Genomic DNA, 26,881 nt, shown 5'->3' on the forward strand with positions numbered 1-26,881 from the left:
TCCCCCGGTCACGCCTGATCAGCAGTACTGTGACCTTCCCGCAGGCAGGGCAGGGGGAGTTGAGGGTGGCCGCCGCACACATCGGTCCGTACACCGTCGAGCGCGAATTGGGCGCGGGCGGCATGGGCACCGTCTACCTGGCCCGCACCCGCTCGGGCCGTCCTCTCGCGGTGAAGGTGGCGCGGGCGGAACTCGCCGCCGACGCGTCCTTCCGGATCCGCTTCCGCGCGGAGATCGACGCGGCGCGCCGGGTCAGCGGCTTCCATACGGCGCCGGTCGTCGACGCCGACCCGGACGGACGGCCGCCCTGGCTGGCCACGGCCTACGTTCCCGGGCCCACGCTGGCCGCTCTGCTGGCCGAGCAAGGGCCCATGGAGGAGCGGGAGTTGAGGTCCCTCGGCGCGGCGCTGGCCGAGGCCCTCCAGTCCATCCACGCCTGCGGCATCGTCCACCGCGACCTCAAACCGGGCAACATCATCATGGCGGCGGACGGACCCCGCGTCCTCGACTTCGGCATCGCCCGAGCCGTCGAGAACACCCGGCTGACGGCCACCGGACACGCCTTCGGAACGCCCGGCTTCCTCGCCCCCGAGCAGGCCGTCGGCGACGACGTCACCGGCGCCGCCGACGTCTTCGCCCTCGGCGCGATCGTGGTCGCGGCGGCGGGCGGGCGCCCCTTCGGCGTCGGTACGTCCATGGCGTTGATGTACCGGTCCGTGCACGAGCCCGCGGATGTGTCGGCGGTCCCCGCCGGGCTGCGCGACGCGGTGGCGGCCTGCCTGCTGAAGGATCCGGCGGCCCGGCCAGATCCGGACGCCCTGCTGGACCTGTTCGTGCCCGACGGCCCGCAGGTTGCCGCACGCCCGCTCCTGTTCGTGCCCGACGGCCCGCAGGACGCCGCACGCCCGCTCCTGCTCCCGGTACCGGAGCCACAGCCCGAGGACGCGCGGCCTGGGCCCCCGCCTGTGCCTCCCACCGTGCCCGCACCCGTACCCGCACCCGTACCCGCACCCGCACCCGTACCCGTACCCGCGCCCACTTTCGGCGCCGCGGACGGGCGGAACTCCGTGACCATCGACGAGAACGGAGTCACCTTGAAGGTCGGCCTGGCTCAGGCCGACTTCTCCTGGGACGAGATCGGCGCCGTCGAGTCCACCGGCTTCGGGTACGGCAGGGGTCTCAGGGTCGCGGTGCTGCTGTACCAGAGCCAGGAGCCCTTCCTCTGCGAGATCAAGGCACCGAGCCACGGCGTTCGCGACGACTGGGTCGCCGACCTCGACCTCGTCCTGGGCCACTACCTGGACACATGAGGACCGCGAAGGAGGACCGCGGCGGTCATCGCGCGGTGCCGGTGGGCTCTCTGAGTCGGCTTGCGGCGGCCGGAATCCGATGAGGCGCGGGGGGCGACTGTTCCTGACACAGGATCGTCGACCATACTGCCCGCTGTGGAGCAGCGCATAGGTTCGAGCAGCCAGCCCCTGGAGGGCGCCGGATTCGACCCGGCTTTCATCCCCGGGCTCACCTCACCCGTGTCCGCCGAGCCGGGGGACGCCAAACCGGAGGACGCCGAGGTCGAGGACGTCGAGGTCGAGGAGTCCCTTGAGACGGAAGAGGCCGTCTCCGAGGAGGAGTCGGCCTCCGAGGAGGGCGACGCCTCCGACGCTTCCGACGTCTCTGACGAGGAGCTCGAGGAAGCCGCCGGGGGTCCCGTCTTCGAGGCCTCCGACCGCCGCGCGGGCATCGTCGCCGACCGGCGGGGCGTACGGCTCTCCCTGGACGACCAGAAGTGCGAGTTCCGCTGGGACGAGATCGGCGCCGTCGAGACGGAGACACCGCGCTTCGGGAAGCGGTTCACCATCACGGTGCACACTCCTGACCGCCGTTGGTACCCGATCGAGATCGAGGCGACGGCCAGGAGCCGCTTCAAGGAGTGGGAGGAACAGCTGGACGCGGTCCTGGACTCCTACTTCCAGGAGTAGAGCCCACCGTTCCCGTCAACTGCAGTACTGGGCCTCCTTGCCGATGGACCGGTACATACAGTCCGCGTTCTCCAGCAGCTGCAGCACCGCGTCCCGGTTCCGTGAAGTCTCCCGCTCGATCACCTCGTCGGGCGGGTAGAAGCCACCCCCGGAGCTGGACGTCGGATACATCTCGAAGGTGTAGCTGAAGATCTTCTGGCTGCCCCAGAGGTAGTCGTCGATCGAGCCGTCCGTGATGTACAGGTCGCTGGACTGCTCGGCCGTGTAGCCGTTGCTGGCGGCCATCTTCTGGCCGACGGTCTTGAAGGCGTTGTAGTCGTCCGCCGTCATGCCGGTGGTGGTGTTCGAGTAGGTGTAGCCGAACGGCCACAGCACCAGCTCGCTGTACGTGTGGAAGTCGATCCCGGCGGTGATCTGCTGCTTGCCGCCGACGATCCGGCCGCGTACGAAGTCGGCGACCACCTTCACCTCGGGCGCGGACTCGGCGGAGGCGCCGCGGTAGGTCTCGGAGGACGTGGAGCCCGAAGAGCCGCCGCAGCAGCCCCACTTGTAGTTCCAGTTGCGGTTCAGGTCCGTACCGACGTACGACGAACCGGAGTTGGGCTGGCGGTTCTTGCGCCACGAGCGGTACGAGCCGGTCGCGATGTCGTATTCGCCGCCGTCGGGGTTGAGGTCCGGGACGATCCAGATCTCGCGGTTGTTCACCATGTTGGTGACGCGGGAGTCGCTGCCGTATCCGGCGCCGAGCTCGCGCAGCAGGTACAGCGCCATCTCCACCGTGAGGTGCTCGCGGGCGTGCTGGTGGAAGGTGAAGAGGACCTCGGGTTCGTTCTCGTCGGTCGCGACGTTGTCGCTGACCTTGATGGCGACGATGTCCCGGCCCTGGTACGACTTGCCGATCACCTTCTTGCTCATGATGCTCGGGTACGCAGCCAGCCGCTGGCCGATCTCCGTGTTCATCTCGGCGTAGTTGTGGTACTTCGAGTCCGCCGTCGGGAAGTCGAGGATGCGCACGTCGTCGGCGCCGCTCGCCCGGTTGGGCGCCGAGCCCAACAGGGAGATCTCGTAGCCCTGTTGGCGCAGCTTCTTGATCTGGTCCGCGCGACCGGAGACGACGACGGTCTCCTCGTCGGCCTCGTCCACGGTGACGCCGGCCTGCTGGATCGCCGTACGGGTCACCGGCGTGGTGCTCTGGTGGATCTCGTATTGGCGGATGTCGTCCGACGAGGGCGCCGGGGCCTTCACTCCGCTCGCCGTGGCGTCGGTGGCGGTGGCGGTGAGGGGTGCCGCGAGGGCGAGGGCCGCGAGCACGGCGAGCGCGGCGGTGCGCCGGCGGTTTCTGCCTTTGCCGTCTGGGCTGCCGGTGTCGCTGCCGCGTATGCGAAGTCGCATGAAGTCTCCTTGTTTCTCCAGGAATTCCGGGATCTCCGGAATGTGGGGAGTGGAGCGGGGGGTGGTTCATGGCGACGTGCCTGGTGCGGGTGTGGCGCTCATGGTGAGGCCATGGCATGAGCAGGTCAAGAGACAACAAAGAGTCGGTGGCGGAAATCGGCCGTGTGTACATCGGGTGGTGATCGGCGCATGCGCCCTTGTGTCGCCCTCCCCTTTACGCTTTCTTGAACGACATGACGGAGACCACTGGGAAGTCCGGTAAGCCCGAGGAGTCCGGTAAGCCCGAGGAGTCCGGGGAGTCGGCGTCAGGGGAGGCGGCGGCCGACTCCCGTCCCCGCAAGGCCAGTTGGAAGTACATCGGCCCCGGCATCGTCGTCGCCGCGACCGGCGTCGGCGCCGGGGACCTCGTCGCGACGCTCATCGCGGGGAGCAACTTCGGATACACCCTGCTCTGGGCCGCCGTCATCGGCTGCATGGTCAAGATCTCGCTGGCCGAGGCGGCCGGCCGCTGGCATCTGTCCACCGGGCGCACGCTGTTCGACGGCTGGGCGAGCCTGGGCCGGTGGACCACGTACTTCTTCGTCGTCTACGCGGTCGTCTGGGGCTTCGTCTACGGCGCGGCGGCGATGTCGTCGAGCGCGCTGCCGCTGCAGGCGCTGTTCCCCGACGTCTTCCCGGACGACTGGTCGATCAAGCCGTGGGCCATCATCTGCGGGCTCATCGGCCTGGTCTTCGTCTGGTTCAACAAGTACGCGGTCTTCGAGAAGGTCATGACCGTGCTGGTGGGCGTGATGTTCGTGGTCACGGTCTATCTGGCGATCCGCGTCACGCCGAATCTCGGCGACGCCTTCGCGGGGCTGCTTCCCGTCCTCCCGGACGAGAAGGACTCGATCCTCAACACCCTCGGTCTGATCGGCGGGGTCGGCGGCACCATCACCCTTGCCGCGTACGGCTATTGGGTCAACGCGAAGGGCTGGACGAACAGCGGCTGGATGAAGGTGATGCGGCTCGACAACCGGGTCGCGTACGCCACCACCGGCGTCTTCGTCGTCGCGATGCTCTTCGTCGGCGCGGAACTCCTGCACTCCGCGAACGTGGCCATCGCGAGCGGCGACCAGGGCCTGATCCAGCTCGCCGACATCCTGGAGGCCGAGTACGGCACGGCGACCGCCAAGTTCTTCCTGATCGGTTTCTTCGCGACCTCCTTCACGTCGCTGATCGGCGTCTGGCACGGCGTGAGCCTGATGTTCGCGGACTTCGTGGAGCGCTACCGCACGCGCGCGGCGACGACGGGGGAGGAGGTCGCCACCGGCGAGCGGGAGAGGTCGTGGCCGTTTCGCGCGTACCTCCTGTGGCTGACCTTCCCGCCCATCGTGCTGCTGTTCCAGGGCCAGCCCTTCCGCCTGATCATCCTGTACGGCGTCCTGGGCGCGGCCTTCCTCCCCTTCCTCGCCCTCACTCTGGTCTGGCTCCTCAACTCCTCCCGCACACCTAGGGAATGGCGCAACGGCGCGCTGAGCAACTCCATGCTCGCCGTCGCCGGACTGCTCTTCCTGGTGCTGTGCGTGAAGCAGATCTGGGACCAGCCGTGGTCGGAGTTCTTCTAGCTCCCGTCGAAGACCCCGCGCGTCACTTGAGCAGCGTGCGCCACTTCGGGCTGAGGGCGATCGTCCTCAGCTCCTCCATGGTGAGCGCGGGGGTGGCGCGGGTCGCGGCGGTCTCCTGATTCCCGGAGTTGAAGGCGCTGACGACCACGCGCATGCCGTCGGTCCTGATGGTGTCGGCGGTCCACATGACGACCCCCGTGCCGCCCTTCTCGCCGGGCTCCTTGCGCGTGGTGACCTTCGTGCCGTCGGGCAGGGTCTCGGCGTCGGAGCCGAAGAGCTGGCCCTCGACGTCGGACATGTCGGGCTGCACGTTGATCTGGACGAGGCTCCTGCCCTTGCCGTCGTCGACGATCACATACGCGTACTCGCTCTCCTGGCCGCCCTTCGCCTTCACCTTGACGCCCTTGGGGAGCAGCGAGACGAGGGTGGACAGGACCGCATTATCGAAATCTCCGACATGGGGCTGAGCAGCATGGACGAAGCGGTCAGTACAGTCTTCCACGAGACCATGCACCACCATCAGCAGGCAGCGCGACGGGGGATGCAGGACTCCCACAACGGAAGGGCGTATATCACCACTCCGGGCGACGAGGAAATGGCAGAACTCTATGGGCAGCAGATGCTCGAACGATTCCGCGCGCGAGGCGGCTGAGTGAAGATGGAAGCAGGAATGCAAGAGTTCGACATGGATCAGGTCAGACAACTCGTGGCGGGGCCGAAATTCTACGAGGATCAGTCGGAGCGGACCTGTCCTGCGTGCGGAAACTCCGCTGTCCGTACCTATGTGTATCGCAGCCACATCCGAGCACGCCCCACGCTGATCAGCTACATGTGGTGCGCCAATTGTCGGCGCTTCAAAGGCTGGACGGGGCCTGATCTCGGAACCTTCGACTTCACGGACCCGCTGGAGAACCTGTCGTCGGAACAACGAGCCGCCATGGCCAAGGACTTCGGTGGCTTCTTCCAGAACCTGGACAGGCTGTGGAATTCCGGCGAGCTTCCTCAGCGATTCTCTCGGTGAGTGAGGGTGTGAGGGTGGAGAGCGTCTGACCCCGGTCGGCGCTTCAAAGACATCCGTCCGAGATCAGGCGCTTCACCGCGTGGATGCCGTCAGCCAAGCCCGTGCACGTGCGGGCCCACCGTGTTCGACCACGTGTTGCCCGCCGAGGCGTCCCAGTTTGTCGACCAGGTCATCGCGCCGCGCAGGTCGGGGTACGTCCTGGAGGGCTTGAAGGAGCCGCAGTTGGTGCCCTTGGCCAGGCAGTCGAGGGCGTTGTTCACGATCGTGGGCGAGACGTAGCCGCTGCCCGCGCCGCTGGTGGAGGCGGGCAGGCCGAGGCCCACCTGGGACGGGGCGAGGCCGCCCTCCAGCTGGATGCAGGCGAGCGCGGTCAGGAAGTCGACCGAGCCCTGCGCGTACACCTTGCCGTCGCAGCCGAGCATCGAACCGCTGTTGTAGTACTGCATGTTGACGACGGTGAGGATGTCCTTGATGTTCAGGGCCGTCTGGAAGTACGCGTTCGACGTGGACTGCATGTCGATGGTCTGCGGGGCCATCGTGATGACGAGGGACGAGCCGGCCTTCGACGACAGAGACCTGAGGGCCTGCGACATGTACGTCGCGTTGAGTCCGTTCTCCAGGTCGATGTCGACGCCGTCGAAGCCGTACGTCTGCATGAGGGAGTAGACGGAATTGGCGAAGTTCGTCGCGGATGCCGAGTCGTTGATCGACACCGTGCCGTTCTGGCCTCCGATGGAGATGATGACCTTCTTGCCCGCGGCCTGCTTGGCCTTGATGTCGGCCTTGAACTGGTCGACGGTGTAGCCGCCGAGGCCGGACGAGTCGAGGGTGAAGTTCACCGCGCCGGGTGTGCCGGTGGCGTCGGCGAAGGCGACGGCGATGATGTCGTACTGCGACTGGACGTCGGAGATCTTCTGGACTGTCGCGCCGTTGTTGAAGTTCTGCCAGTACCCCGTGACGGCGTGCTTCGGCACGGTGCCACCGCCGCCGCCGGAGGACGCGGTCGTCGTGCCGGTGACCGCCGACGACTTCGCCGACTCACCGGCCGAGTTCGTCGCCGTGACCTGGAAGGAGTACGACGTCGAGGCGGCGAGTCCGGAGACGGTCGCCGACGTCCCCGTCACCGACTGGACCTTCGTACCGCCCTGGTAGACGTTGTAGCCGGTCGCGCCCGACACCGTGTTCCAGGACAGCGAGACGGACGAGGAGGTCGTGGACGAGACGGCCAGACCGGCCGGTGTCGCGGGGACCGTCGGGGCCGGGTCGGTGCCACCGCCGTCGGGGCCGTACACCGACAGGTCGTCCGCGTAGTACGCGGCCTGCCCGTACCAGCCGTGCGTGTACACCGTCACCGAGGTCGTCGACGCGCCGGTGGTGAAGGTGGTCGTCAGCTGCTTCCAGGAGGAGGAGTCGGGCGTCCACGTCGACACGTCCGTCGTCCCCGTGCCGGTCGCGCCGAGGTAGGTGTAGCCGCCCTGCACCCAGGCGCTCAGCGTGTACGTGGAGTTGGGCTTGACCGCGACGGTCTGGGTGCACTTGGCGTTGTCCTGCCCGGCGGGCGTGGCCTTCAGCGCGGCCGAGCCGCCGTGCACGGGGGAGGAGACGGTCGTCCCGCTGCCCGCGGAGCACGTCCAGTTGCTCAGGCCCGACTCGTAGCCGCCGTTCTTGGCGTTGTTGACGTCCGCGGCCTGGGCCTGGCCGGCCAGGCCGGTGAGCGAGAGGACGGACGCGATGACGGCGGCGGCGAGGGCTCCCGCCCAGCTGCGTCTGCGTCCGGGCATGCCTGATACGCGGTCCACTGGACCTCCGGTGAGGGGGGAGGGATGGGGGGATACGGAACGGTGGCCACCGTTGGATATACAAGTTGGTCCAGACCAATTCGGTTGTCAAGACCTCTGGAGCTCCAACGCCCATGCCTGGGTGCCCAGTTGTGGCATATTCGCCTCACTCTCCGTTGATCAAGCCCGTACCTTCCGTGAGTTGATCTCGGAGATTCGGTGTTGAGCGGGGCATGCCGTGGATATGGTGCTGATGCAAGAGGACGTCACAGTGACGATCTGCGGCCATCTGTGACGGTCCATGGCCGAACAGGGGCGATCTGAGGCGGTGGTTGACCACCCCGCCGCAGTGAACGGGGTGTGTGCAGCGTGCCGACCGCGATAGCCGTCACCAGTCCCGACCTGGTGCTCCCGCCGCACGACCGGCAGACCCCGCCCGCCGTCGTCCAACCGCTCGACACCCTCGAAAGCTCCCTCACCGGGATGCACGCGCTCATCGAGCAGCACGGGTACGTCATCTCGCTCTACCCGTCCTCCGTCTCCGGTGAGGTGACGCGGCGGCTGCACACCGTCCGCTCCGTCCTGGAGAGCGACCGCATCGCGCTGCTCGGCATCGACCTGCCGCCGCTCGGACTCGCCCTGCTCGCCCAGCAGTTGCGACAGTTATCGGTCTGCGACTTCAGCCCCGGCGTGCTCGCCTCCTCCGCCCGGCTGCTCGCCCACTACATCTACGCCGGCGCCCTGCTCGGCTCCGTCGCCAAGCTCGACCGGGTCCCGGTGTCCCTGAAGTCCCACGCCAAGTCCTGGGTGCCGGGCGCCCAGTTCGCCGTACTGGCCAATCCGCGGCCGCAGCTCATCAGAGTCGGCCAGGAGGAGCTGCCCGGGCCCGAGTTCGGCACCCGGCTGCTCGCCGCCGCCGGACAGGCGCCCTCCGACTGGGTCACGGCCACGCTCGCGCCCGCCTGGCGAGTGCAGGGCGTCGCGACCGTACCGCTGCCGGAGGAGTCGGCCCGCTGGTGGGGCACACCGCGCCTCGTCGAGTTCGCCGCCGGTCTCTACGACGTCTCCGTGCTCTACCAGCTCGTCTCGTCGGTCCGGCGGGAGGAGTGCCACTGGTGCGGGCTCGAACTCATCGGTGACCGCTGCGGGTTCTGTGCCGCGCCGCTGCCACCGCCGCCTTCGTCTTCGTCTTCGTCTTCGCAGGAGCTTCCGGGCGGCGCCGTCCGGGCAGCCTCTTCTGTGCGCGCCCTGCCCCGAGGCGCCACGTAAGTACAACTCAACAACACCAGGCACGACCGCTCGACCCCGCCGTCCCCCGCAGATCGAGGTTGTCCGGATCATGAACTCACGCCAGCGCCGCGGCGTCATCCTGCTGGTCCTCTCGGCCCTGTGCGCCCTGGGCGCCTTCGCCGGAGTGCTCTCGGTGATCCGTGACGTGAACTCCAAGGTCGGCCCGGAGGTCGCGGCGTACCGCCTGAAGGGCGACATCGCGCCCTACAAGGAGCTGTCGGCCGACCAGTTCCAGAAGATCTCGATGCCCGAGCGCTGGCTGTCGTCCACGGCCGTCACCAGCCTCTCCCAGATCCGCGGCAAGATCGCGGTCACCCAGCTGGAGAAGGGCTCGCTGCTGCAGACCGACATGATCGTGGACCGGCCCGAGCTGGCGGCCGGGCAGCAGGAGATCGCGATCATGATCGACGCGGCGACGGGCGTCGCGGGCAAGATCAACCCGGGCTCCCGGGTCAACATCTACGCCACCTTCAAGGCCGAGAACGACAAGGGCACCGACCAGTCCAAGGTCATCGTCGAGAACGCCCGCGTCATCGACGTCGGCAAGCTCACCGCCCTCGACCCCGGCCAGTCCAGCTCCGACCGGCGCAACAGTGCCACCCAGGCCGTCCCCATCACCTTCGCGCTCGACACCGCCGACGCCCAACGCGTCGCGTACGCCGAGTCGTTCGCCGAACACGTCCGGCTCGCCCTGGTCGCGGGCGGCTCCGACGCGACCGTCGCGCCCGGCGACCGTACGTACACCCTCGACGAGGACAAGTAGGAGGCCGCGCATGAGGTCCACGCCTACGGGGCTGTGCCGAAGGCCGGGTACGAGGCCGACGACTGAGGGGCTGTGCGGATGGCCGCGCACTGGCTTGACGCCTGCGGGGCCGTGCCGATGACCATCCGCATTCTCCCCGCCGTCGGGGACATCGACTCGGCCCGCGCGCTCACCACCCTGCTGAGCCAGCTCGCCGACGCCGAACCGGCTCCGCCCGTCCCCGACTCCACCGCCCTCCTCGACACCCTCGCCCGGCTCGCCGCCGAGTCCCTCGACGAGCTGCCCGAGGTGGTCCTCGTCCACGAACGGATAGGCCCCGTCCCGGCGTTGGACCTGATCCGCGACCTGGTGATGCGCTTCCCGGCCGTGGGTGTCGTCCTCATCACCGCCGACACCAGCACCGGCGTCCTCACCGCCGCCATGGACTCCGGCGCCCGCGGCATCATCGGCCTGCCGCTGGGCTACGACGCCCTCGCCGAACGCGTCCAGGCCGCCGCCGCGTGGTCCGTCGGCATGCGCCGCCACCTCGGCAGCGGTACGCCGGAGCTGTACGCGGGGCCCGGCGGCACGGTCGTCACGGTGACCGGCGCGAAGGGCGGCGTCGGCGCGACGCTGGCGGCCGTCCAACTCGCCCTGGCGGCCGCGGCGTCGGGCCGCTCCGTGGCGCTGGTGGACCTCGACCTCCAGTCCGGGGACGTGGCGTCGTACCTGGACGTGCAGTTCCGCAGGTCGGTGGCCGACCTCGCCGGAATCAGCGACATCAACCCCCGGGTCCTCCAGGACGCCGTCTACACCCACGACAGCGGCATCGGCCTGCTGCTGGCCCCCGCCGAGGGCGAACGCGGCGAGGAGGTCACCGACCGGGTGGCCCGCCAGGTCCTGGCCGCCCTGCGCTCCCGCCACGACGTGGTGGTCGTCGACTGCGGCTCCCAGATGAACGCCGCGACCGCCGCCGCCGTCGAGATGGCCGACCGGGCCCTGCTCCTCGTCACCCCGGACGTCGTCGCCGTCCGCGCCGCCAAACGCATGGTCCGCCTGTGGGACCGCCTCCAGATCCGCAAGGCCGAGGAGACGACCACCGTCGTCAACCGCTTCGCCCGCGGTACGGAGATCCAGCCCACCCTCGTCGAACGCGTCACCGGCACCAAGGTCGCCCGCTCCGCGGTTCCCGCCGCCTTCAAGGAACTCCAGTCCGTGGTCGACGCGGGCCGGCTCCAGGACCTGGACACCCGCTCGACGGTGAAGCAGGCCCTGTGGGCGCTGGCGGGCGAGCTGGGGCTGGTGGTCGCCCAGGAAGGCGGGGGCGGCGGCCGACGCCGTAAGACGTCCTCGGACCGGGGCGCGCTGACCCTGCGCCGACGGGGCGGCGACCGGGGAGCGGTGACCCTCGAATTCGCCGGGATGTTCCCCCTGTTGCTCGTCGTCATGACCATCCTGTGGCAGTGCGTGCTGTACGGCTACTCGTACTCGCTGGCCGGGAACGCGGCGGACGAGGCGGCGCGTGCGGCGACAGCGGCGTACGCCGTCCACGGCGATGTCGCGGGGGCGTGCGCGGCGGCGGGGAGCAAGCATCTGCCGGGAGCCTGGAGCGGGGCGCAGATCAGCTGCGGTGCCGCGGGCTCGGTGATGAAGGCCACCGTCAAGGTCGACGTGCCGCTGTTCTTCCCGGGGTTCGACGCGGGCTGGCACGTGGACGGGGACGCGGGCGCGGCGCTGGAGGGGGACGACGGATGAGGGCCGTTCTGCAGCGCGCGCTCCGCGACGACCGAGGCGTCTCCATCCTGGAGTTCACCGGGTTCCTGCCCATCCTGCTCGTGATCGGCATGGCCGCCATCCAGCTGGGCCTTGTCGGCTACGGCGTCAATCAGGCGGGTTCCGGGGCGCGAGCCGCCGCACGGGTCGCCTCGCAGGGCGGCGACGGCGCGGCGGCCGGACAGGCCGCGGTGAGCGGATGGCTCGACCCGGCGGTGTCCGCTCCCCAGGGGCCCGACGTCACCACCGCGACGGTCACCGTCAAAGTCCCCGCCGTCATCCCCCTCTTCGGCGATGTGACCGTAGTCCGCCACGCCACCATGCCCACCGACGACTGACCGGGAGGAGCCGAAGCCATGAGCCTGCGTGCCCGTATCGCCGCCCCCGACGAGGGGGGACCCGCCCGTGAGGACGGACACCTCGTCGCCGTCTACCGCGCGAAACTCCTCGAAGAGATCGACCTCGCCGAGATGTCCAGCCTGGCGGCGGCCGAACGCCGCGTACGCCTGGAGCGCGTACTGGGCCACATCATCAGCCGCGAGGGCCCGGTCCTCTCCTCCGCGGAACGCTCCCAGCTGATCCGCAGGGTGGTCGACGAGGCCCTCGGCCTGGGCGTCCTCGAACCGCTCCTCGCCGACGCGTCGATCACCGAGATCATGGTCAACGGCCCGGACTCGATCTTCGTGGAGCGAGCGGGCCGCGTCGAACAGCTCCCCCTCCGATTCGCCTCGAACGAGCAGCTCATGCAGACCATCGAGCGGATCGTCTCCACGGTCAACCGGCGCGTGGACGAGTCGAACCCGATGGTCGACGCCCGCCTGCCCACCGGCGAGCGCGTCAACGTCATCATCCCGCCGCTCGCCCTGACCGGCCCGACGCTCACGATCCGCCGCTTCCCGCGCGCGTACACGCTCCCGGAGCTGATCGGCCTCGGCTCCCTCGACGAGCAGATGCTCATGCTCCTCGCGGCCTTCGTCAGGGCCCGCTTCAACGTCATCGTCAGCGGCGGCACCGGCAGCGGAAAGACGACCCTCCTCAACGCCCTCTCCGGCCTGATCCCGTCCCACGAACGCATCATCACCATCGAGGACTCGGCCGAGCTCCAGCTCCAGCAGGAGCACGTCATCCGCCTCGAATCCCGCCCCCCGAATGTGGAGGGCAAGGGCCAGATCACCATCCGCGACCTGGTCCGCAACTCGCTGCGCATGCGCCCCGACCGCATCATCGTCGGTGAGGTCCGCGGCGGCGAGACCCTCGACATGCTCCAGGCGATGTCCACGGGCCACGACGGCTCCCTGGCCACCGTCCACGCGAACTCGGCCGAGGACGCCCTCATGCGCCTCCAGACCCTCGGCTCCATGTCCGAGGTCCAGATCCCCTTCGAGGCCCTGAAGGACCAGATCAACTCCGCGGTCGACGTCGTCGTCCAGCTGGCCCGGCACGCCGACGGCTCCCGCAAGGTCACGGAGATCGCGCTGCTCGTCTCCCACGGCCGCGAACAGTTCCGCATCACGCCCGTCACCCGTTTCGTCCCCCGTCCCGTCGGCCCCGACCGCATCGTCCACGGCCACTTCGAGCACCTCCCCCTCCCGCGCCAGATCGCGGAGAAGCTGTACGTCGCCAACGAACCGCTGCCGCCCGCCTTCGGCGTCGCGGAGGCCATCGACGTACTGAACACGAGGCAGGCCATCGGATGACGTACGAGACGGGCCATCGGATGACGTACGGGACAGGCCACCGAAGGACCCCCACCTCCGAAGGGAGGCGGCCGTGAACAACCCCGCCCTCCTCGCCCTCGGCGCAACCGTCCTCGGCGGCACACTCGCCGTCGCGGGTGTGCACACGTACGCCTCCGGGCGCGCCCAGCGCCAGGCCCTGGTCGACCGCCTCTCCGGCGGCGGTCCCCTCCGTACGGCGGCCGGCCGCGTACGCCGCTTCGCGGGCATCGACCGCCGGCTGCGCCGCACCCGCCTCGGCCGCACCATCCACCTGCGCCTGTCGGCGACGGGACTCGACGTGACGGCGGGGGAGTTCTTCACGTACGTCACCGCCGTGGTCGTGGCGCTGTGGCTGATCGCGGCGGCGACGCTCGCCCCCTTCTTCGGCCCGATCGCCGCCGTCCTGGGCGTCTGGAGCGCGGCCGTCTTCCTCAACTGGCAGCGCCAGAAACGCATCGAGGCCTTCATCAACCAACTCCCCGACGTGGCCCGCCTGCTGGCGAACGCCACGGCAGCGGGACTGGCCCTGCGGACGGCCCTCGCGATGGCGGCGGAGGAGCTGGAGGCCCCGGCGGGCGAGGAACTGGCCCATGTAGCCGATCAGTTGATGATGGGCAGGACGATCGACGACGCCCTCGGCGAACTCTCCGAACGCCTCCCCTCTCGCGAGCTCATCGTCCTCGTCACGACCCTCGTCCTCGCCAACAAGGCGGGCGGCTCGGTGGTCAGCTCGCTCCGCAACCTCACCCAGACCCTGGAAGACCGCAAGGAAACCCGTCGCGAGGTCCGCACGATGCTCTCCGAGGTCAACGCGACCGCCTTCACGGTCCCGTTCCTGGGCATCGGTTCTCTGGTCCTGATCAACTCCTCGAACGAGGGAGCCCTGGCCCGCGTCACCGGCTCCCCGCTCGGCCAGGGCCTGGTCCTGCTGGCCCTCGGCCTCTACACCGTCGGCTTCTTCGTCATCCGCCGCCTCGGCAAGATCGAAGTATGAGGGAGGGGCTACGTTGCTGCCGTTGCTGCTCGCCGTCCTGATGGGCGTCGCCGTCGCGGGCGTCCTCCTGGGCATCCGCATGATCCGCGCCGACGCCAAACTGCCCGGCGACCTCGCGCTCGCCCTGGAGGTCGGCGGGACCCGCGTCTCCAAGGCCGACTCGGCCGTCGACCGCCTCGGCATGCGCTTCGCGCCCGCGGTCCTGCGGCTGATGGGCCCCCGCCGCGTCGACGCCAAACGCCGCCGCATCGACATGGCGGGCAACCCGGGCGGGTTGACGTTGAACCGGTATGCCGCCCGCCGCGCGGTGTACGGCATCTTCGGCGTCGTCCTCGCCCTCGTCTTCCTCTCCAACGGCCAACTCCTCTTCGCGGCCCTGGCGTTGGCCTTCGGCCTGCTCGCCGCCGACGCCGCCATCTGGCAGGCCATCCGGGAACGCAAGGAGGTCATCGACCGCACGCTGCCGGACTTCCTGGATGTGCTGGCGGTCGTGGTCTCGGCGGGCCTGGGCTTCCGCCAGGCCCTGGACCGCGTCGCGGAGAAGTACGAGGGCCCCTGGGCGGACGAACTGCGCATCACCCTGCGCCAGATGGACATGGGCGTCAGCCGCCGCCAGGCCTTCGACGAACTGCGCAAACGCAACTCCTCCGAACAGGTCGCCCAGTTCGTCTCCGCCCTGCAGCAGGGCGAGGAACTCGGCTCCCCCATCGCCGAGACCCTCATCCAACTCGCCACGGACATGCGCCGCACGGACGCTCAGAACGCCCGCCGCCGCGCCGCCAAGACCATCCCCAAGGCGACCATGGTGACCCTGGTCTTCATGCTCCCGGCCACGATGATCCTGATCGCGACGGGCATGTTCTTGGGCTCGGGCACAAACTTCGGATCGATTCTGGGCCGATGATGGGCCTCCAGGAGCATTGGGCAATCGTGCGGCTCACCCCGTCGCAGCTGTGGGCAATCGTGCCGCTGGGGCGATGGGGGTCCCCCCTGTTCGAGCGAAGCCGAGAACTTGGGGGAGGGTGGGCACAGCGGCACCTCGCAAGCGCCGAGCAGCGCACCCACCCCGAGGACAACCAGGACGCCGGGCAACCGGAAGCAAGGGCACGTGCAAGTTGGCCCGACAAGGGCGCCGGCTACCTGGCGGACGACGCCCCGGCCCCAGGGGGTGTCAGGCTCCAGCTCAACGCCCTACAGGCCCTCTGCCGCCAGGCCTTCGCCGTCCGCCTGGCCGCGATAGCGATAGGCGCCCCCTTCGCGATGACGAACGCGACGAACGGCCCACCCCGCTACGCGGTCCTCGCCGCAGCCGTCCTGGGCGTCATGGGCTCGTACGCCATGCTCAGAGACTGGGACCGCCTGGGCCCCCGCCTCCTCGCCCACCCCACCCTCATGGCCGTGGACCTCACGTTCGGCGCGGTCCTGCTCCTGACGGCATCCCCCGCGTCCCCCTTGGCATACGCGACGGTCTGTACCCCCCTCCTCGCAGGCCTGCTGTACGGCTGGCGAGGCTCGGGCATCTTCACGGGCCTCCAGCTGATCGTCCTGCTCACGGTCTACAGGGCCTGGGAACACCACCCGGGAGCAGGCGCCAACACCCTCCTCATCGCCGGCTTCTGTGTCGGCGCCGGCATCATCGGCGTCACCCTGCGCAACCTGATGTTCCGCTTCGGTACGGCCAGCCAGGCACTGTCCGAGGCGAACTCCCGGCTGGCCGTGGCGGAGGCCGTGGAGTCCGAACGGGCCCGCCTGGCCCGCGAGATGCACGACTCGGTGGCGAAGACGCTGCACGGCCTCGCCCTGGCGGCGGAGGCACTGGCCGCCTCGGCGGACGCCTCGGACCCGCAGACGCTCAAACGCCAGGCCACGGTCGTGGCGGGCGCGGCGCGCCGCGCGGCGACGGAGTCCCGAGCGCTCCTGTCGGACCTGCGCCGCCACACCGACCTCACGACCCCGGACACGGACGTCCTGTCCGACCTCCACGCCCGCATCGCGGACTTCGAGTCCCGCACGCAGCTCGCCACAGCCCTACGACACCGGGGCGGGCGCCCGATCCTCCCGTACGCCACGGCCCACCACGTCCTGGCGATCGTGTCCGAGGCCCTGGAGAACGCCCACCGCCACGCGGACGCGACCCGGGTGACGGTCGAACTCGCCCTATCCAAAGACGAGTTCGCGCTACGAGTACAGGACGACGGAGGCGGCCTTCCCCCCTCCCTCACCCTCGACACCCTGGACGACCTGACGAGAACCGGCCACTTCGGTCTGCTCGGCATGACGGAACGAGCCGCCTCCCTGGGCGGCCGCATCGCCCTGAACCGCTCCCCGCAAGGCGGCACCGAGGTCCACCTGACCCTCCCGCTCTGCTCGGCCGCCGCCTCCCCCACTCCCCATACTCCTCAAGAGGAGGCCGCTCATGCCTGACCAGGCACTTACCGGCCCGCCCCTACGTGTACTCGTGGCCGATGACAACCCGGTCGTACGGGCCGGCCTGACGGCTCTGCTGGACGGCCACCCCGACATAGAGGTGGTCGCGGCGGCGCCGGACGGCGACGAAGCCCTCAAGGCGGCGACTCGTCTCACCCCGGATGTCGTCCTCCTCGACGTCCGCATGCCCGGCACGGACGGCCTGACCGCCCTCCCCGAACTGGCACGCCTGGCCCCCGTGATGATGCTGACGTACAGCCGCGAACCCGAGGTCGTGGCCGAGGCACTGCGCCGAGGCGCGTCCGGCTACCTGGTCCACGGGGAGTTCACGGCCACCGAACTGATCACGGCGGTACGCGATGTACGCCATGGCCGGGCGACTGTCCCGGATTCACTCGGAGTTTCACACGAACCGAACAAACTCACTTCGCATCTGCAACCATCTATGGCACAGTCGTCAAAGGCTCGACCCGCATATGCGACGGGACTCCGCCGTCGCGCCCCCAACCGGTCGGACTTCGGCCTGAGTTCAAGGGAGGTGGAGGTGATGGACCTCATCGCGGCCGGCATGAACAACCGCCAAATCGCCGCCACCTGCTTCATCAGCGAGAAGACCGTCAAGAACCACATCAACCGCATCTTCGCAAAGCTGCACAGTTCCTCGCGCAGCGAAGCCATCGCCCACTGGCTCGGCACGACCCACGAGGGGTGGAGCCGATGACTCCGCCCACCAGAAGTTGGGCCCCTGGGCCCACCCACTGTAGGCGCCTTCTCACATACGGTGCTCAAGTCGGTAGTGGCGTCGGGTGGGAAGGCAGTGACGATGAACAGGTTCGACTGGTGGACACGAACCGTTGTCTCCCGGATGCGAGGCAAGAACCGGGACGCGGGGGCCGGGTTCGTGGAGTATGCGGGCCTGATGATCATCATCGCGGGGATCTTCACGTTGATCGACGGGCTGGGGTTGGACGGGTTGATCTCGGGAGCGATTCTCGATGCCGTGACCAGCGTCATCGGCGGCTGACAGCACGACAACATTTCGGCGACCGAGGACAGACTCTTCCCATCTACATCTGGCTGACGGGGATTCTGCTTTTCGCCGCGTTCGCCTTCTTCGCATTCGCCCAAGCAGCGTCCGCCCGCAATGGAGCTCAATCCGCGGCGGACGCTGCGGCGTTGGCGGCGGCACAGGATGCCCGCGACGAGCTGATGGACCGCCTGGGGGGCGCCATCGGCCAGGACGACAACTGGCTGGATTGGCTTAACGGCAAGCTCGACCCTGAGGGCACGGGTGCGGCTGCCGCAGCTCAACAGCTGGCCGCCGAGAATGACTCGTCCCTTCAGGGCGTGCAGATGGTCACGAAGAACGGCTATCCCGGGTATCAGGCCGACATCCAGACCAACTACACGGTCGGCGACTCGATCATTCCCGGCACGGAGGGCATGAGGGCCAAGGCCCACGCCATCGCCGTCATTCAACCGCGTTGTGATTTCGATCTGGACGCGGATCCCGAGAAGCCCGTCGAACTGGTCTGCGACGGCGAGATCGTGGACATCGACCCCGAACATTTCGATCCGGACGACCTTCCCGACGCGTCCGTGCTGTTCTCTGTGCATCTGGCCGAGTGAGAGGAAGCCGTACCGATGGAATTTCGGCACACCATGAAGGGCCGCAGGGCACTGACCGCGGTGGCGATCACGACTGGGCTGGTCCTGACGGTGGCCGGCTGCGGCGGGGGACACGATCAGAACAAGTCGGATAAGAGCGCGTCGTCTTCGACGCCGGCAAAGGATGACAGTGGCAACAAGGACAAGGAGTCCGAGTCCTCCACGTCGGAGCAGGTGCTGGCCGAAGTCAAGGGAGGCGGCCTGACTCTCAAAGTCACGTCGGCTGCCCGTGACGAGGGTGGGTTCGTGACTGTCGAGGGGACAGTGACGAACGGTAGCGGCAAGTCATGGGTGGCCGCAGACTGGCGCGGTGACGAGCGCGAGCTGGCCAGGAACGGTGGGTCGATCGCGGGAGCAAGCCTCACCGATCAGACGGGGAAGAAGAAATACCTCGTCCTTCGTGACACAGAAGGGCGATGCCTGTGCACCAGGTTCACTGGAGGCGTCCAGCCGGGTGAGTCCACGGACTGGTTCGCCCAATTCCCCGCCCCCCCGGAAGGCACCACCAAGGTCGACTTCCAAGTCGGCTCCATGCCCCCCGCCTCCATCGAAATCTCCGAGGGCGAGTGACCCATGGCCCTCCCGCGCCGCACCACCGCGACGACGTTCACGGCCCTGGCCGTGCTGGTCACGCTGGGCCTCCCCGGCGGTCCGGCCCACGCCGACGACGAGGATCCGAGCGCGCCCCCAGGCAGCGTCACCACCTCCCCACCCCCCGAAGTGGACGCCAACAGCCCCGGCCTCAAGCTCGCCGACGGCGCTACCCTGGCCCCCGCCAAGGTCCTGGACATCAAGTCCGTCGTGGAGGATCTCGGCGGCGAGGAGCGGCGCGAGGACACCAACTCGGACGTGACGTTCGCGTTGCAGGCCGAGGTGCTGTTCCCCAAGGACAGCTCGAAACTGAACCCCGAGGCGCGTTCCCGTATCCAGGCGATCGCGGACGAGATCAAGGCCCAGAACGCGACGACGGTCAGAGTCTTCGGCTTCACCGACAACCTCGGCTCGTACGCCCACGGCCTGACCCTCTCCAAGGCGCGCGCGGAAGCGGTCCACGACCAACTGGCCACCGCCCTCGGCTCGACGGACATCACTTTCGAGGTACGCGGCTACAGCGAGGACTACCCCATCGCCGACAACACCTCGGAACAGGGCCGCCGCAAGAACCGTCGCGTGGAGGTGACGTTCCCGAGGGGCGCGGCCACGGGAGAGAGCGAACAGGGCTGAGGGATTGGCCAAGTTCAACCACCGCATCGTCGTACTGGTGAGCCTCAACGGCCTGCGCACCGACTGCGAACTCTTCGAGGAGGCATGTGCCCAGCGGGGCTGGCCGATCCTGGAGCCGGCCACACACCCGACGGGGCGCCGGCTGCACGAGGTGACGTACACGGTCGAGGTGCGGGTGCAGGGGGCGTACAGCGGGGCGGTGCGCGGCGCGCGGTACCAGTTGGAGCAGGTCGGACTGCGGTACCGGCTGGATCTGCACGCGCTGGCGGCGCAGCGGTTGCAGCCCGACAGCAGGCGGCGCTTCCTGTGGCGTCCGTATGTGGACCTGCCGGCCGTGCCGCCCGGGCACATACCCGCGTGGGCGTGGACCCGTGTCCGGCGTCTCGTCATCCGTGTCCGGCTGCGTGACACCGGGCGAGATGTCCAGGCGGCCACGGAGGCCGAGGCCTTGAGCCTGGCACGCCGTCCGCTTCCGGGCGTGGAGGCTACCCCGCCCGGGATCCGGGTGAGACCCACGATCAAGGAACCCGAGTCCCGGTACGGGATGAGGTGGGCCCGCCGACTCATGTTTCAACGTCAGATCTATCTGTGGCTCGTCACGATGGTGTGCGCGGCACTGTTGCCCAACGCGATCGGTCATGGGGCCGCAGACCTCGTGATGATCAGCCTCCTCGGGTTGGTGGTGGCCACCGGGGGATCGGTCCTGCTGCTGGTGCAGTGGCTTCGCGAGAGCGAGGGGATGCGACGGCGCGAGATGGCTGTCGCGTTCCTCATGACCTGGGGAGCGGTGTTCGCCTTCGGCTGGATGCTCGGGGACGACCGCACCTCATGGAGGGGAACGGTCGCGGCATTGATCCTGGGAGGCGTGTTCCTCGTCTTCCGGGGGCTGATTCTGTTCATCCGGCAGAGAACGTGGCGGACGTGGGTGCCGTGGGTTCTGCCCGCCATGCTCCCGTTCGCGTTCGGCGCCTTCCCCGGGGTCGGATCCTTCGTGCACCTCGCCTACCTGGACGCGTTCGGGGTGGACCTGGGAGAGGTGGGCGTACCCGCGTTCTGGCAGCTCTACGCGGCTCTGCGTTGGGCGGCGCCGGTCCTGGTGCTGCTGATCGGTCCCGCCGCCTACGGCCTCATCAGGAACAACCATCTACCGGGCGAGGACCGTCTGGTCCTGGGAACCCTGGTCGCGACGATGCTGATCCTGGTGGCGGTGTGGGTGTCCGATGCGGTGGTGCTGGGGCCCGCCCGCGACGCCGGTGTCGCCGCCCGCCGCGCGGCCGCGTACGGCGACACCCCGGCTCCGTACTACGGCATCGAACCGGAATGGGTCTGCGCCCGTCCCCTCGCCGGCACGCAGCCGGGGGAGATCCCCGTACAAGGCGGCACGCTCGTGCCCTCCCGGCCCTACCTCATGCTCGGAGACTCGGGCGGCACGGTGGTCCTCTGGGAGCCCGGTACCAAGAAGCATCCCGACCGTGGTCGAGCCCTGAAACTTCCCCTCGCCAAGCTCCGTATCGCCCCGACGGCCCATCCGGACGGACGCTGCGCCTGACAGAGCGGGCCGGGCGGGGCACTTCCTGATTGACTGGTCGCGCCCCTGAGCAGTGAGACAACGTCGGTGAGGTCCGTGATGCGAAAGATCATCCTGATGATGTCGGTGTCCCTTGACGGGTTCATCGAGGGGCCGAACCGTGAGATCGACTGGCATCAGGTCGACGCCGAGCTGCACCGGCACTTCAATCGGGAGATCCGGAAGCTGGGGGCCCTGTTGAGCGGGCGGGTGACGTACGAGCTGATGGCCGGGTTCTGGCCGACGGCCGACAAGGACCCGGACAGCACGCCCGAGGTGGTGGAGTTCGCCGGGATCTGGCGGAACATGCCCAAGGTGGTGTTCTCGCGGACGCTCCAGCGCGCCGAGGGGCACACCACCATCGTGCGCGAGGTCGTGCCCGAGGAGATCCGGGCGCTCAAGGAGCAGCCGGGCGGGGATCTCGGGCTCGGCGGGGCCGATCTCGCCGCCGCGTTCATGCGGCACGATCTCGTGGACGAGTTCTGGGTGTACGTCCATCCGGTGCTGATCGGGCGCGGTAAGCCCCTGTTCCCGGAAGCGGACGCCCTGACCCGGCTCCGGCTCATCGAGGCGCGGGTCTTCGGCAATGGTGTCGCACAGCTGCGGTACGAGCGCGCCGAGGCCGGCGCCGCCGCCAACGCCGCGGGCTCGTAAAGCAGTTGTCCGTGACGCCGGGGGTCGGTAGGAAGGCCGCATGACTGCTCTCGGTGCTGTGTTCCGGCCCCAACTGCCTCCCGAGCGACTGCGTGCCATGGCGCGCCTCGCGGACGACGCGGGGCTCGAGGAGTTGTGGCTGTGGGAGGACTGTTTCCTCGAAGGGGGGATTTCCGCCGCGGCGGCCGCGCTCGCCTGGACCGAGCGGTTGCGCGTCGGGGTGGGCCTGCTGCCCGTCCCGCTGCGGAACGTCGCCGTCACCGCGATGGAGGCCGCCACGCTGCACCGGCTGTTCCCGGGGCGCGCCATCCTCGGCGTCGGCCACGGCGTGCAGGACTGGATGGGGCAGGTCGGGGCCCGGGCCGAGTCGCCCGTGACGCTGCTGCGCGAATACCTCGACGCCCTGCGCGCGCTGCTGCGGGGGGAGCGGGTCACCACCGACGGGCGATACGTGAAGCTCGACGGTGTCGCCCTCGACTGGCCGCCGAGCGTGGCGCCCGAGATCCTCACCGGCGCCACCGGGCCTCGTACGCTCCGGCTCGCCGGCGAGGCCGCCGACGGCACCATCCTCACCGCCGCGACCGCGCCCGAAGGGGTACGGCGGGCACGCCAACTCATCGACGAGGGACGGAAGGCGGCGGGACGGACCGACCAGCACCGGGTCGTCGTCTACCTCCACACCGCCACCGGGCCCGACGCCGCCGCCCGGCTGCGCGCCGAGATCGAGGCCAACGGGGAGGATCCGGTACCGGAGCACGGAGTCGCCGGTGACGCGGGCGCCGTCGCCCAGGCCGTCCAGCGGCTCGTGGACGCCGGGGCCGACACCGTCATCCTCCAGCCCACCGCCGACGAACCGGACCCCGAGGGGTTCGTACGATTCGTGGCCGAGGAAGTGCGCCCGCTGGTCCCCTGAGCCCCTGGTTCGCCTGCTGGGGGTGAGTGTCAGTGGCCGGTGCCACACTCGGTGGGCATGGATGAGGACGTACGTCTGAGGGACGTGGACGAAGCCGATCTGGAGCTGTTCTACGAGCAGCAGCTGGACGAGGAGGCGGTGCGGCGTTCGAGGTTCCCCTCCCGGGAGCGGGAGGCCTTCATGACCCACTGGGGCACGAAGATCCTCGGCGACAGCACCGGCTTCGTCCAGACGGTCACCGTCGACGGTGCACCGGCCGGCTCCATCGTCGCCTGGTGGGAGGGGCAACGACGCTTCATCGGCTACTGGTTCGGCCGCCCCTACTGGGGCCGTGGCATCGGCACCCGGGCCCTCGCCCTCTTCCTGCGCGCCGAGCGGCACCGGCCCCTGTACGCCGACCCCTTCACCGGTAACACCGCCTCGGTGCGACTTCTGGAACGGCACGGCTTCCAGCACGCGGGGACGGTCCTGCACGGCGACGACGAGTACGCCCTGCTCGTACTCGACGCATGACCGCGCCCGCGATCCCCGCCCCTGGCACCGGGGGCTTGGGCCACCACCTGTGTTTTTCGCCCCCTCCGCCCCTACCCGTCCCGTACCTGGGGGCTGCGCCCCCAGACCCCCCTCCGGCCTGAACGGCCTCGTCCTCAAACGCCGGACGGGCTGAACGTGCCCCTTCCACGGCCTGGTCTCGGACGCCGGACGGGCTGAACGCGCCCCTTCCACGGCCTGGTCCTCGAACGCCGGACGGGCTGAACATGCCCCTTCCACGGCCTGGTCCTCGAACGCCGGACGGGCTGAACATGCCCCCTCCATGGGCGGAAAGACGCACCCGCAGTCGCCGACGCGCGGGAGGGGCCGTGCCGGTACATCAAATGCCCGTCGCTTACGTTCGGATCTGGAGACAGGCCCCTGCAAGCCAACGTCTGATCCACCGGCGACGGGCGGATGTACCGGCACGGCCCCGACCCACGACCACTGCCTGGGCGTCGATCACCCCGGCCGGTGATCCCCCGTACGCCCGTCGATCAGCTCCCGCACGATGTCCATGTGCCCCGCGTGCCGGGCCGTCTCCTCGACCATGCGGATCAGGACCCAGCGCAGGGAGACCGTCGTGCCGTTCCACGACGTGCCCAGGTCGTCGAGCGACAGCTCGGAGATGGTGCGGTCGGCGGCGGCGCGGGCGCGGCCGTAGAACTCGATGATCTGCGCCGTCGTCTCCTCCTGGCCCGCGCTCATGTCCTCCTCACTGGCCGGGTCGAACCACAGCGGCTCGACCTCGCGCCCGAACGTCGAGCAGAACCAGCCGTACTCGACGGACGCGAGGTGCTTCACCAGGCCCAGCAGGTTCGTGCCCGACGGCGTCATCACGCGTCGTACCTGCTCGTCGTCGAGGCCCTCCAGCTTCCACAGCACCGCGTCCCGATGCCGGTGGAGACTCGCGTGCAGACTTTCCTTCTCGCCGCCGGTGTACGGCACCCGGACGACCCCTGGATTCGACGTCATGCCCGGAACGTAGCAGCGGTCACTGACACGCCCGGCGAAGGAAATTCCCTCGCGTCCCCGCGTGCCCGCTGAGAAGATCCCCGCCATGACCGCCACCAGCCGCTCCTTCGAAGACCTCGTCGCCGAAGCCGAGGCCGCCTCCGTGGACGGCTGGGACTTCTCCTGGTTCGAGGGCCGGGCCACCGAGGAGCGGCCCTCGTGGCGATACGCCCGGGCGATGGCGGAGCGGCTGGCCCGCGCGTCCGCCGCGCTCGACATCCAGACCGGCGGCGGCGAAGTCCTCGCCTCCGCCCCGCGGCTGCCCCCGCTCACCGCCACCACCGAGGGCTGGCCGCCGAACGTCGCCAAGGCCACCGCCCTGCTCCACCCGCGCGGCGCCGTGGTCGTCGCTTCTCCGGAGGACGCGCCGCTGCCGTTTGCCGACGAGGCCTTCGACCTGGTCACCAGCCGGCACCCGGTCCACACGGACTGGGCGGAGATCGCCCGCGTGCTGCGTCCCGGCGGCACCTACTTCTCCCAGCAGGTCGGCCCGGCGAGCGTCTTCGAACTCGTCGAGTACTTCCTCGGCCCGCAGCCGGAGGACGTGAGGAACGGCCGCCACCCCGACCGCGCCCGCACCGCCGCCGAGGCCGCTGGGCTCGACATCGTGGACCTGCGCTCCGAGCGGCTGCGCATCGAGTTCTACGACATCGGAGCCGTCGTCCACTTCCTGCGCAAGGTGATCTGGATGGTCCCCGGTTTCACCGTCGACCAGTACGGACCCCAACTCCGCCCCCTGCATGAGCAGATCGAGGCGCAGGGCCCGTTCGTCGCCCACAGCACCCGCTTCCTGATCGAGGCGCGCAAACAGGGGGCGTGAGGCTCACGCATGCGCACCCGCCGTCACCTTCCCCACCACCAACTCCGCTTTCGCCTCCAGGACTTCACCCACCCGCTCCACCTGCCGGACCAACTCCCGCTCCCGCGCGGCCGTCAGCCGTCGCAGCGGCTCCACCGTGACCGTCGTACGCCGTCCCTGGCGTCGCTGGTGCCAGACCCCGGCGACCACGCCGTCGACCAGCAGCACCGGGTAGTTCCCGGCCTGCCCGCCGGCGAGGGCACGCTCGTACGCCGCCCCGGGGAACAGCAGCTCACGGGGCCGGCAGCCGATGGCGTACGCGTCGAAGTACGGCAGCAGGCGTACCCCGCGCACCGGCGCGCCCGGAAACTCCGTGTCGCCCGCCGCCACCCACGCCGGGCCGCCCTCGAAGCCGACCTCTTCGATCTCCCCGGCGTCCGCCAGCGAGGCGAAGAGTTCGACAGCCCAACCCTGCGGCGCCGCCGCCCACTTGGCGAAGTGCGCCGCCCTCGCCGGCCCGTACGCCCGCAGATAGCGCCGTACGAGCAGGGGGAGCCCCTCGTCGGCACCGAGCGGTTCGAAACGCGGAGGCCGTGTGTACGTCACCTTGCGGCCACGGTTCGGGCCGAAGCACAGCGCGCCCCGCCGGCCCGCCCGGTGCATCACCTGCCGCCAGCGCGGCCACATCTCCTGGAACGCGGGCATCACCAGGTCCCCGGCCCACGGCCCGGTGCGTGCCACGACCGCGTCGCCCAGCTCGTCGAGGGTGAGGGACACGCCGTCCAGGGCGTCACCGATCGCCGCGACGACCTCGTCCGCCTGCGCCTCGGTGAGCCGCACATCCGGCGGGAACGGGCTCGGACCGGTGGGGACGGCCGTCAACGCGGCGGTCCAGAGGGGGAGTTCGGCGGACGGGAGCAGATGCAGCGTGCCGCGCGGGCCGTACGTCTTCACCAGGGAACGGTCCTCCCACAGCGCCGCGCGCACGTCCGCCCGGGTCACCCCGTCGGCCCGTACCCCCACCGACACCTCGGCCGCCGACAGCACCTGGGCGTGCGCACCGAGCATCGCGCCGACCACCTCGGCGACCGGCGTCCCGGCCCGCGCGGGAACGGCCAGGAACTGCCGTTCCATCCGCCGCGCGCTCGCCTCGTCCCATGTGATCCTCAACGTCATGGGGCGACGCTAGACCGCGAAGAGGTCAGATCCTGTCCGCTGCGCCGGGCATCCTTCCGCGGGTCTTCCCGACGCCCCATCCTGCCGAACCTGACGAGGAGTTGACCATGTCGAAGGGCAAGGGCCCCTACACCTGCGGTCTCGACGCCGCCGTGGACGTCGTCGGCGGCAAGTGGAAGCCGATGATCCTGTGGGCGCTGCACGCGGGCGGAACCCTGCGCTTCGGGGAGCTGCGCCGCCATGTCTCCGGGGTCAGCGAGAAGGTGCTGAGCCAGCAGCTGCGCGAGCTGGAGGCCGACGGGATCGTGCACCGGGAGGTGTACGGGGAGGTCCCGCCCAAGGTCGAGTACTCGCTGACCGACCTCGGCGAGACCCTCAACACCGCCCTGCTGCCGCTGGGCGAATGGGGTGATCGACACATGCGTGAGCTGATTGACCGAAAACATCCCAATGCGGAGCACTGCGTGTGAGATGCGCCTCCGTATGACGGATGCGTGTCGGGCATCACAACCCCCATCTCCACAGGTTTTCCACATCGTTATCGAGAGCGGCTCGCCTCGACTGTTCGGCTCACGTAAGTTCAGACCAAGGTAATTCGCGTGAGCAAAGCTGCG

At 69.5% G+C, this 26,881-nt stretch carries 27 protein-coding genes and 1 pseudogene; 23 read left to right on the forward strand and 5 right to left on the reverse strand.

Features of this window, described 5'->3' with window-relative positions:
- Positions 1 to 65 precede the first annotated feature (65 nt).
- Together ACFY0T_RS31105 and ACFY0T_RS31110 are read left to right on the forward strand one after the other, a co-directional pair.
- Positions 66 to 1,310 carry a serine/threonine-protein kinase gene (locus ACFY0T_RS31105; RefSeq protein ID WP_388877767.1) on the forward strand — a complete coding sequence of 415 codons (1,245 nt, stop codon included), beginning with the start codon at positions 66 to 68 and terminating at the stop codon, positions 1,308 to 1,310.
- A gap of 135 nt (positions 1,311 to 1,445) precedes the next feature.
- A complete protein-coding gene (locus tag ACFY0T_RS31110; RefSeq protein ID WP_388877770.1) occupies positions 1,446 to 1,979 on the forward strand; it encodes a hypothetical protein in 534 nt (177 codons plus the stop codon).
- Between the two features lie 15 nt (positions 1,980 to 1,994).
- Here ACFY0T_RS31110 and ACFY0T_RS31115 read toward each other — a convergent pair whose 3' ends face one another.
- The gene (locus ACFY0T_RS31115; protein ID WP_388877772.1) at positions 1,995 to 3,371 is read right to left on the reverse strand and encodes a M14 family metallopeptidase; all 1,377 of its coding nucleotides are present in this window, start codon (positions 3,369 to 3,371) and stop codon (positions 1,995 to 1,997) included.
- Between the two features lie 233 nt (positions 3,372 to 3,604).
- Between ACFY0T_RS31115 and ACFY0T_RS31120 the strand changes: the two genes are divergently transcribed.
- Entirely contained in the window at positions 3,605 to 4,978 is a 1,374-nt protein-coding gene (locus ACFY0T_RS31120) for an Nramp family divalent metal transporter (RefSeq protein WP_388877774.1), read from the forward strand.
- Between the two features lie 22 nt (positions 4,979 to 5,000).
- Here the strand turns inward: ACFY0T_RS31120 and ACFY0T_RS31125 are convergent.
- Positions 5,001 to 5,417: pseudogene (locus ACFY0T_RS31125) on the reverse strand (hypothetical protein); the annotation flags it as partial.
- A 213-nt stretch (positions 5,418 to 5,630) separates the two neighbouring features.
- On the opposite strand from ACFY0T_RS31125, the gene ACFY0T_RS31130 reads away from it, so the two are divergent.
- Entirely contained in the window at positions 5,631 to 5,999 is a 369-nt protein-coding gene (locus ACFY0T_RS31130) for a hypothetical protein (protein ID WP_388877776.1), read from the forward strand.
- An 89-nt stretch (positions 6,000 to 6,088) separates the two neighbouring features.
- On the opposite strand, the gene ACFY0T_RS31135 is transcribed toward ACFY0T_RS31130, so the two are convergent.
- The gene (locus ACFY0T_RS31135; RefSeq protein WP_388877778.1) at positions 6,089 to 7,780 is read right to left on the reverse strand and encodes a chitinase; all 1,692 of its coding nucleotides are present in this window, start codon (positions 7,778 to 7,780) and stop codon (positions 6,089 to 6,091) included.
- Between the two features lie 366 nt (positions 7,781 to 8,146).
- Here ACFY0T_RS31135 and ACFY0T_RS31140 point away from each other — a divergent pair, with 366 nt between their 5' ends.
- The 17 genes from ACFY0T_RS31140 (at position 8,147) to ACFY0T_RS31220 (ending at position 23,260) form a co-directional block, all read left to right on the forward strand.
- Complete coding sequence (locus ACFY0T_RS31140; protein WP_388877781.1) at positions 8,147 to 9,046, forward strand: hypothetical protein; 900 nt, start codon at positions 8,147 to 8,149, stop codon at positions 9,044 to 9,046.
- Between the two features lie 70 nt (positions 9,047 to 9,116).
- The gene (cpaB, locus tag ACFY0T_RS31145; RefSeq protein ID WP_388877784.1) at positions 9,117 to 9,830 is read left to right on the forward strand and encodes a Flp pilus assembly protein CpaB; all 714 of its coding nucleotides are present in this window, start codon (positions 9,117 to 9,119) and stop codon (positions 9,828 to 9,830) included.
- 117 nt (positions 9,831 to 9,947) lie between these two features.
- Complete coding sequence (locus ACFY0T_RS31150; RefSeq protein WP_388878227.1) at positions 9,948 to 11,564, forward strand: CpaE family protein; 1,617 nt, start codon at positions 9,948 to 9,950, stop codon at positions 11,562 to 11,564.
- Positions 11,561 to 11,920 carry a TadE/TadG family type IV pilus assembly protein gene (locus ACFY0T_RS31155; protein WP_388877787.1) on the forward strand — a complete coding sequence of 120 codons (360 nt, stop codon included), beginning with the start codon at positions 11,561 to 11,563 and terminating at the stop codon, positions 11,918 to 11,920. Before ACFY0T_RS31150 ends, ACFY0T_RS31155 begins: the two co-directional genes overlap by 4 nt.
- A gap of 18 nt (positions 11,921 to 11,938) precedes the next feature.
- Positions 11,939 to 13,279 (forward strand): CpaF family protein, encoded by a 1,341-nt coding sequence (locus tag ACFY0T_RS31160; protein WP_388877790.1) that lies wholly within the window; start codon positions 11,939 to 11,941, stop codon positions 13,277 to 13,279.
- Positions 13,280 to 13,352: 73 nt separating this feature from the next.
- Positions 13,353 to 14,294, forward strand: a complete 942-nt coding sequence (locus ACFY0T_RS31165) for a type II secretion system F family protein (protein WP_388877792.1) — start codon at positions 13,353 to 13,355, stop codon at positions 14,292 to 14,294.
- A 13-nt stretch (positions 14,295 to 14,307) separates the two neighbouring features.
- A complete protein-coding gene (locus ACFY0T_RS31170) occupies positions 14,308 to 15,198 on the forward strand; it encodes a DUF5936 domain-containing protein (RefSeq protein ID WP_388877794.1) in 891 nt (296 codons plus the stop codon).
- Positions 15,199 to 15,224: 26 nt separating this feature from the next.
- On the forward strand, positions 15,225 to 16,718 hold the full coding sequence (locus ACFY0T_RS31175; RefSeq protein WP_388877796.1) for a sensor histidine kinase: 1,494 nt from the start codon (positions 15,225 to 15,227) through the stop codon (positions 16,716 to 16,718).
- Complete coding sequence (locus ACFY0T_RS31180; protein ID WP_388877799.1) at positions 16,711 to 17,442, forward strand: response regulator; 732 nt, start codon at positions 16,711 to 16,713, stop codon at positions 17,440 to 17,442. The genes ACFY0T_RS31175 and ACFY0T_RS31180 overlap by 8 nt, the downstream gene beginning before the upstream one ends.
- A gap of 102 nt (positions 17,443 to 17,544) precedes the next feature.
- On the forward strand, positions 17,545 to 17,745 hold the full coding sequence (locus tag ACFY0T_RS31185; protein WP_388877802.1) for a hypothetical protein: 201 nt from the start codon (positions 17,545 to 17,547) through the stop codon (positions 17,743 to 17,745).
- Entirely contained in the window at positions 17,742 to 18,350 is a 609-nt protein-coding gene (locus tag ACFY0T_RS31190) for a pilus assembly protein TadG-related protein (RefSeq protein WP_388878229.1), read from the forward strand. Before ACFY0T_RS31185 ends, ACFY0T_RS31190 begins: the two co-directional genes overlap by 4 nt.
- Before the next feature lie 15 nt (positions 18,351 to 18,365).
- Positions 18,366 to 18,959, forward strand: a complete 594-nt coding sequence (locus ACFY0T_RS31195) for a hypothetical protein (RefSeq protein ID WP_388877804.1) — start codon at positions 18,366 to 18,368, stop codon at positions 18,957 to 18,959.
- A 3-nt stretch (positions 18,960 to 18,962) separates the two neighbouring features.
- Positions 18,963 to 19,613: an OmpA family protein gene (locus tag ACFY0T_RS31200; RefSeq protein ID WP_388877807.1), complete on the forward strand. Its 651-nt coding sequence runs from the start codon at positions 18,963 to 18,965 to the stop codon at positions 19,611 to 19,613.
- A gap of 4 nt (positions 19,614 to 19,617) precedes the next feature.
- Positions 19,618 to 21,162 (forward strand): hypothetical protein, encoded by a 1,545-nt coding sequence (locus ACFY0T_RS31205; protein ID WP_388877810.1) that lies wholly within the window; start codon positions 19,618 to 19,620, stop codon positions 21,160 to 21,162.
- A gap of 78 nt (positions 21,163 to 21,240) precedes the next feature.
- Positions 21,241 to 21,834 carry a dihydrofolate reductase family protein gene (locus ACFY0T_RS31210; RefSeq protein WP_388877812.1) on the forward strand — a complete coding sequence of 198 codons (594 nt, stop codon included), beginning with the start codon at positions 21,241 to 21,243 and terminating at the stop codon, positions 21,832 to 21,834.
- 40 nt (positions 21,835 to 21,874) lie between these two features.
- The gene (locus ACFY0T_RS31215; RefSeq protein ID WP_388877814.1) at positions 21,875 to 22,747 is read left to right on the forward strand and encodes an LLM class flavin-dependent oxidoreductase; all 873 of its coding nucleotides are present in this window, start codon (positions 21,875 to 21,877) and stop codon (positions 22,745 to 22,747) included.
- Positions 22,748 to 22,804: 57 nt separating this feature from the next.
- Complete coding sequence (locus ACFY0T_RS31220; RefSeq protein WP_388877817.1) at positions 22,805 to 23,260, forward strand: GNAT family N-acetyltransferase; 456 nt, start codon at positions 22,805 to 22,807, stop codon at positions 23,258 to 23,260.
- 480 nt (positions 23,261 to 23,740) lie between these two features.
- On the opposite strand, the gene ACFY0T_RS31225 is transcribed toward ACFY0T_RS31220, so the two are convergent.
- Complete coding sequence (locus tag ACFY0T_RS31225) at positions 23,741 to 24,253, reverse strand: DinB family protein (RefSeq protein ID WP_388877820.1); 513 nt, start codon at positions 24,251 to 24,253, stop codon at positions 23,741 to 23,743.
- Positions 24,254 to 24,338: 85 nt separating this feature from the next.
- Here ACFY0T_RS31225 and ACFY0T_RS31230 point away from each other — a divergent pair, with 85 nt between their 5' ends.
- On the forward strand, positions 24,339 to 25,112 hold the full coding sequence (locus ACFY0T_RS31230) for a class I SAM-dependent methyltransferase (protein ID WP_388877823.1): 774 nt from the start codon (positions 24,339 to 24,341) through the stop codon (positions 25,110 to 25,112).
- 3 nt (positions 25,113 to 25,115) lie between these two features.
- Here the strand turns inward: ACFY0T_RS31230 and ACFY0T_RS31235 are convergent, their stop codons facing one another.
- On the reverse strand, positions 25,116 to 26,267 hold the full coding sequence (locus tag ACFY0T_RS31235) for a winged helix DNA-binding domain-containing protein (protein WP_388877826.1): 1,152 nt from the start codon (positions 26,265 to 26,267) through the stop codon (positions 25,116 to 25,118).
- Between the two features lie 107 nt (positions 26,268 to 26,374).
- Between ACFY0T_RS31235 and ACFY0T_RS31240 the strand changes: the two genes are divergently transcribed.
- The gene (locus tag ACFY0T_RS31240; protein ID WP_388877829.1) at positions 26,375 to 26,737 is read left to right on the forward strand and encodes a winged helix-turn-helix transcriptional regulator; all 363 of its coding nucleotides are present in this window, start codon (positions 26,375 to 26,377) and stop codon (positions 26,735 to 26,737) included.
- Positions 26,738 to 26,881: the final 144 nt, after the last annotated feature.

Origin of the sequence: Streptomyces sp. NPDC001530, from assembly GCF_042894545.1 — a bacterium.
GTDB lineage: Bacteria > Actinomycetota > Actinomycetes > Streptomycetales > Streptomycetaceae > Streptomyces.

Coding starts and splice junctions, on each gene's coding strand:
- ACFY0T_RS31220 (WP_388877817.1), top strand. CDS start 22,805: ATGGATGAGGACGTACGTCTGAGGGACGTGGACGAAGCCGATCTGGAG.
- ACFY0T_RS31225 (WP_388877820.1), bottom strand. CDS start 24,253: ATGACGTCGAATCCAGGGGTCGTCCGGGTGCCGTACACCGGCGGCGAG.
- cpaB (WP_388877784.1), top strand. CDS start 9,117: ATGAACTCACGCCAGCGCCGCGGCGTCATCCTGCTGGTCCTCTCGGCC.
- ACFY0T_RS31160 (WP_388877790.1), top strand. CDS start 11,939: ATGAGCCTGCGTGCCCGTATCGCCGCCCCCGACGAGGGGGGACCCGCC.
- ACFY0T_RS31150 (WP_388878227.1), top strand. CDS start 9,948: ATGACCATCCGCATTCTCCCCGCCGTCGGGGACATCGACTCGGCCCGC.
- ACFY0T_RS31215 (WP_388877814.1), top strand. CDS start 21,875: ATGACTGCTCTCGGTGCTGTGTTCCGGCCCCAACTGCCTCCCGAGCGA.
- ACFY0T_RS31120 (WP_388877774.1), top strand. CDS start 3,605: ATGACGGAGACCACTGGGAAGTCCGGTAAGCCCGAGGAGTCCGGTAAG.
- ACFY0T_RS31210 (WP_388877812.1), top strand. CDS start 21,241: ATGCGAAAGATCATCCTGATGATGTCGGTGTCCCTTGACGGGTTCATC.
- ACFY0T_RS31135 (WP_388877778.1), bottom strand. CDS start 7,780: ATGCCCGGACGCAGACGCAGCTGGGCGGGAGCCCTCGCCGCCGCCGTC.
- ACFY0T_RS31230 (WP_388877823.1), top strand. CDS start 24,339: ATGACCGCCACCAGCCGCTCCTTCGAAGACCTCGTCGCCGAAGCCGAG.
- ACFY0T_RS31155 (WP_388877787.1), top strand. CDS start 11,561: ATGAGGGCCGTTCTGCAGCGCGCGCTCCGCGACGACCGAGGCGTCTCC.
- ACFY0T_RS31195 (WP_388877804.1), top strand. CDS start 18,366: ATGGAATTTCGGCACACCATGAAGGGCCGCAGGGCACTGACCGCGGTG.
- ACFY0T_RS31235 (WP_388877826.1), bottom strand. CDS start 26,267: ATGACGTTGAGGATCACATGGGACGAGGCGAGCGCGCGGCGGATGGAA.
- ACFY0T_RS31115 (WP_388877772.1), bottom strand. CDS start 3,371: ATGCGACTTCGCATACGCGGCAGCGACACCGGCAGCCCAGACGGCAAA.
- ACFY0T_RS31200 (WP_388877807.1), top strand. CDS start 18,963: ATGGCCCTCCCGCGCCGCACCACCGCGACGACGTTCACGGCCCTGGCC.
- ACFY0T_RS31180 (WP_388877799.1), top strand. CDS start 16,711: ATGCCTGACCAGGCACTTACCGGCCCGCCCCTACGTGTACTCGTGGCC.
- ACFY0T_RS31185 (WP_388877802.1), top strand. CDS start 17,545: ATGAACAGGTTCGACTGGTGGACACGAACCGTTGTCTCCCGGATGCGA.
- ACFY0T_RS31240 (WP_388877829.1), top strand. CDS start 26,375: ATGTCGAAGGGCAAGGGCCCCTACACCTGCGGTCTCGACGCCGCCGTG.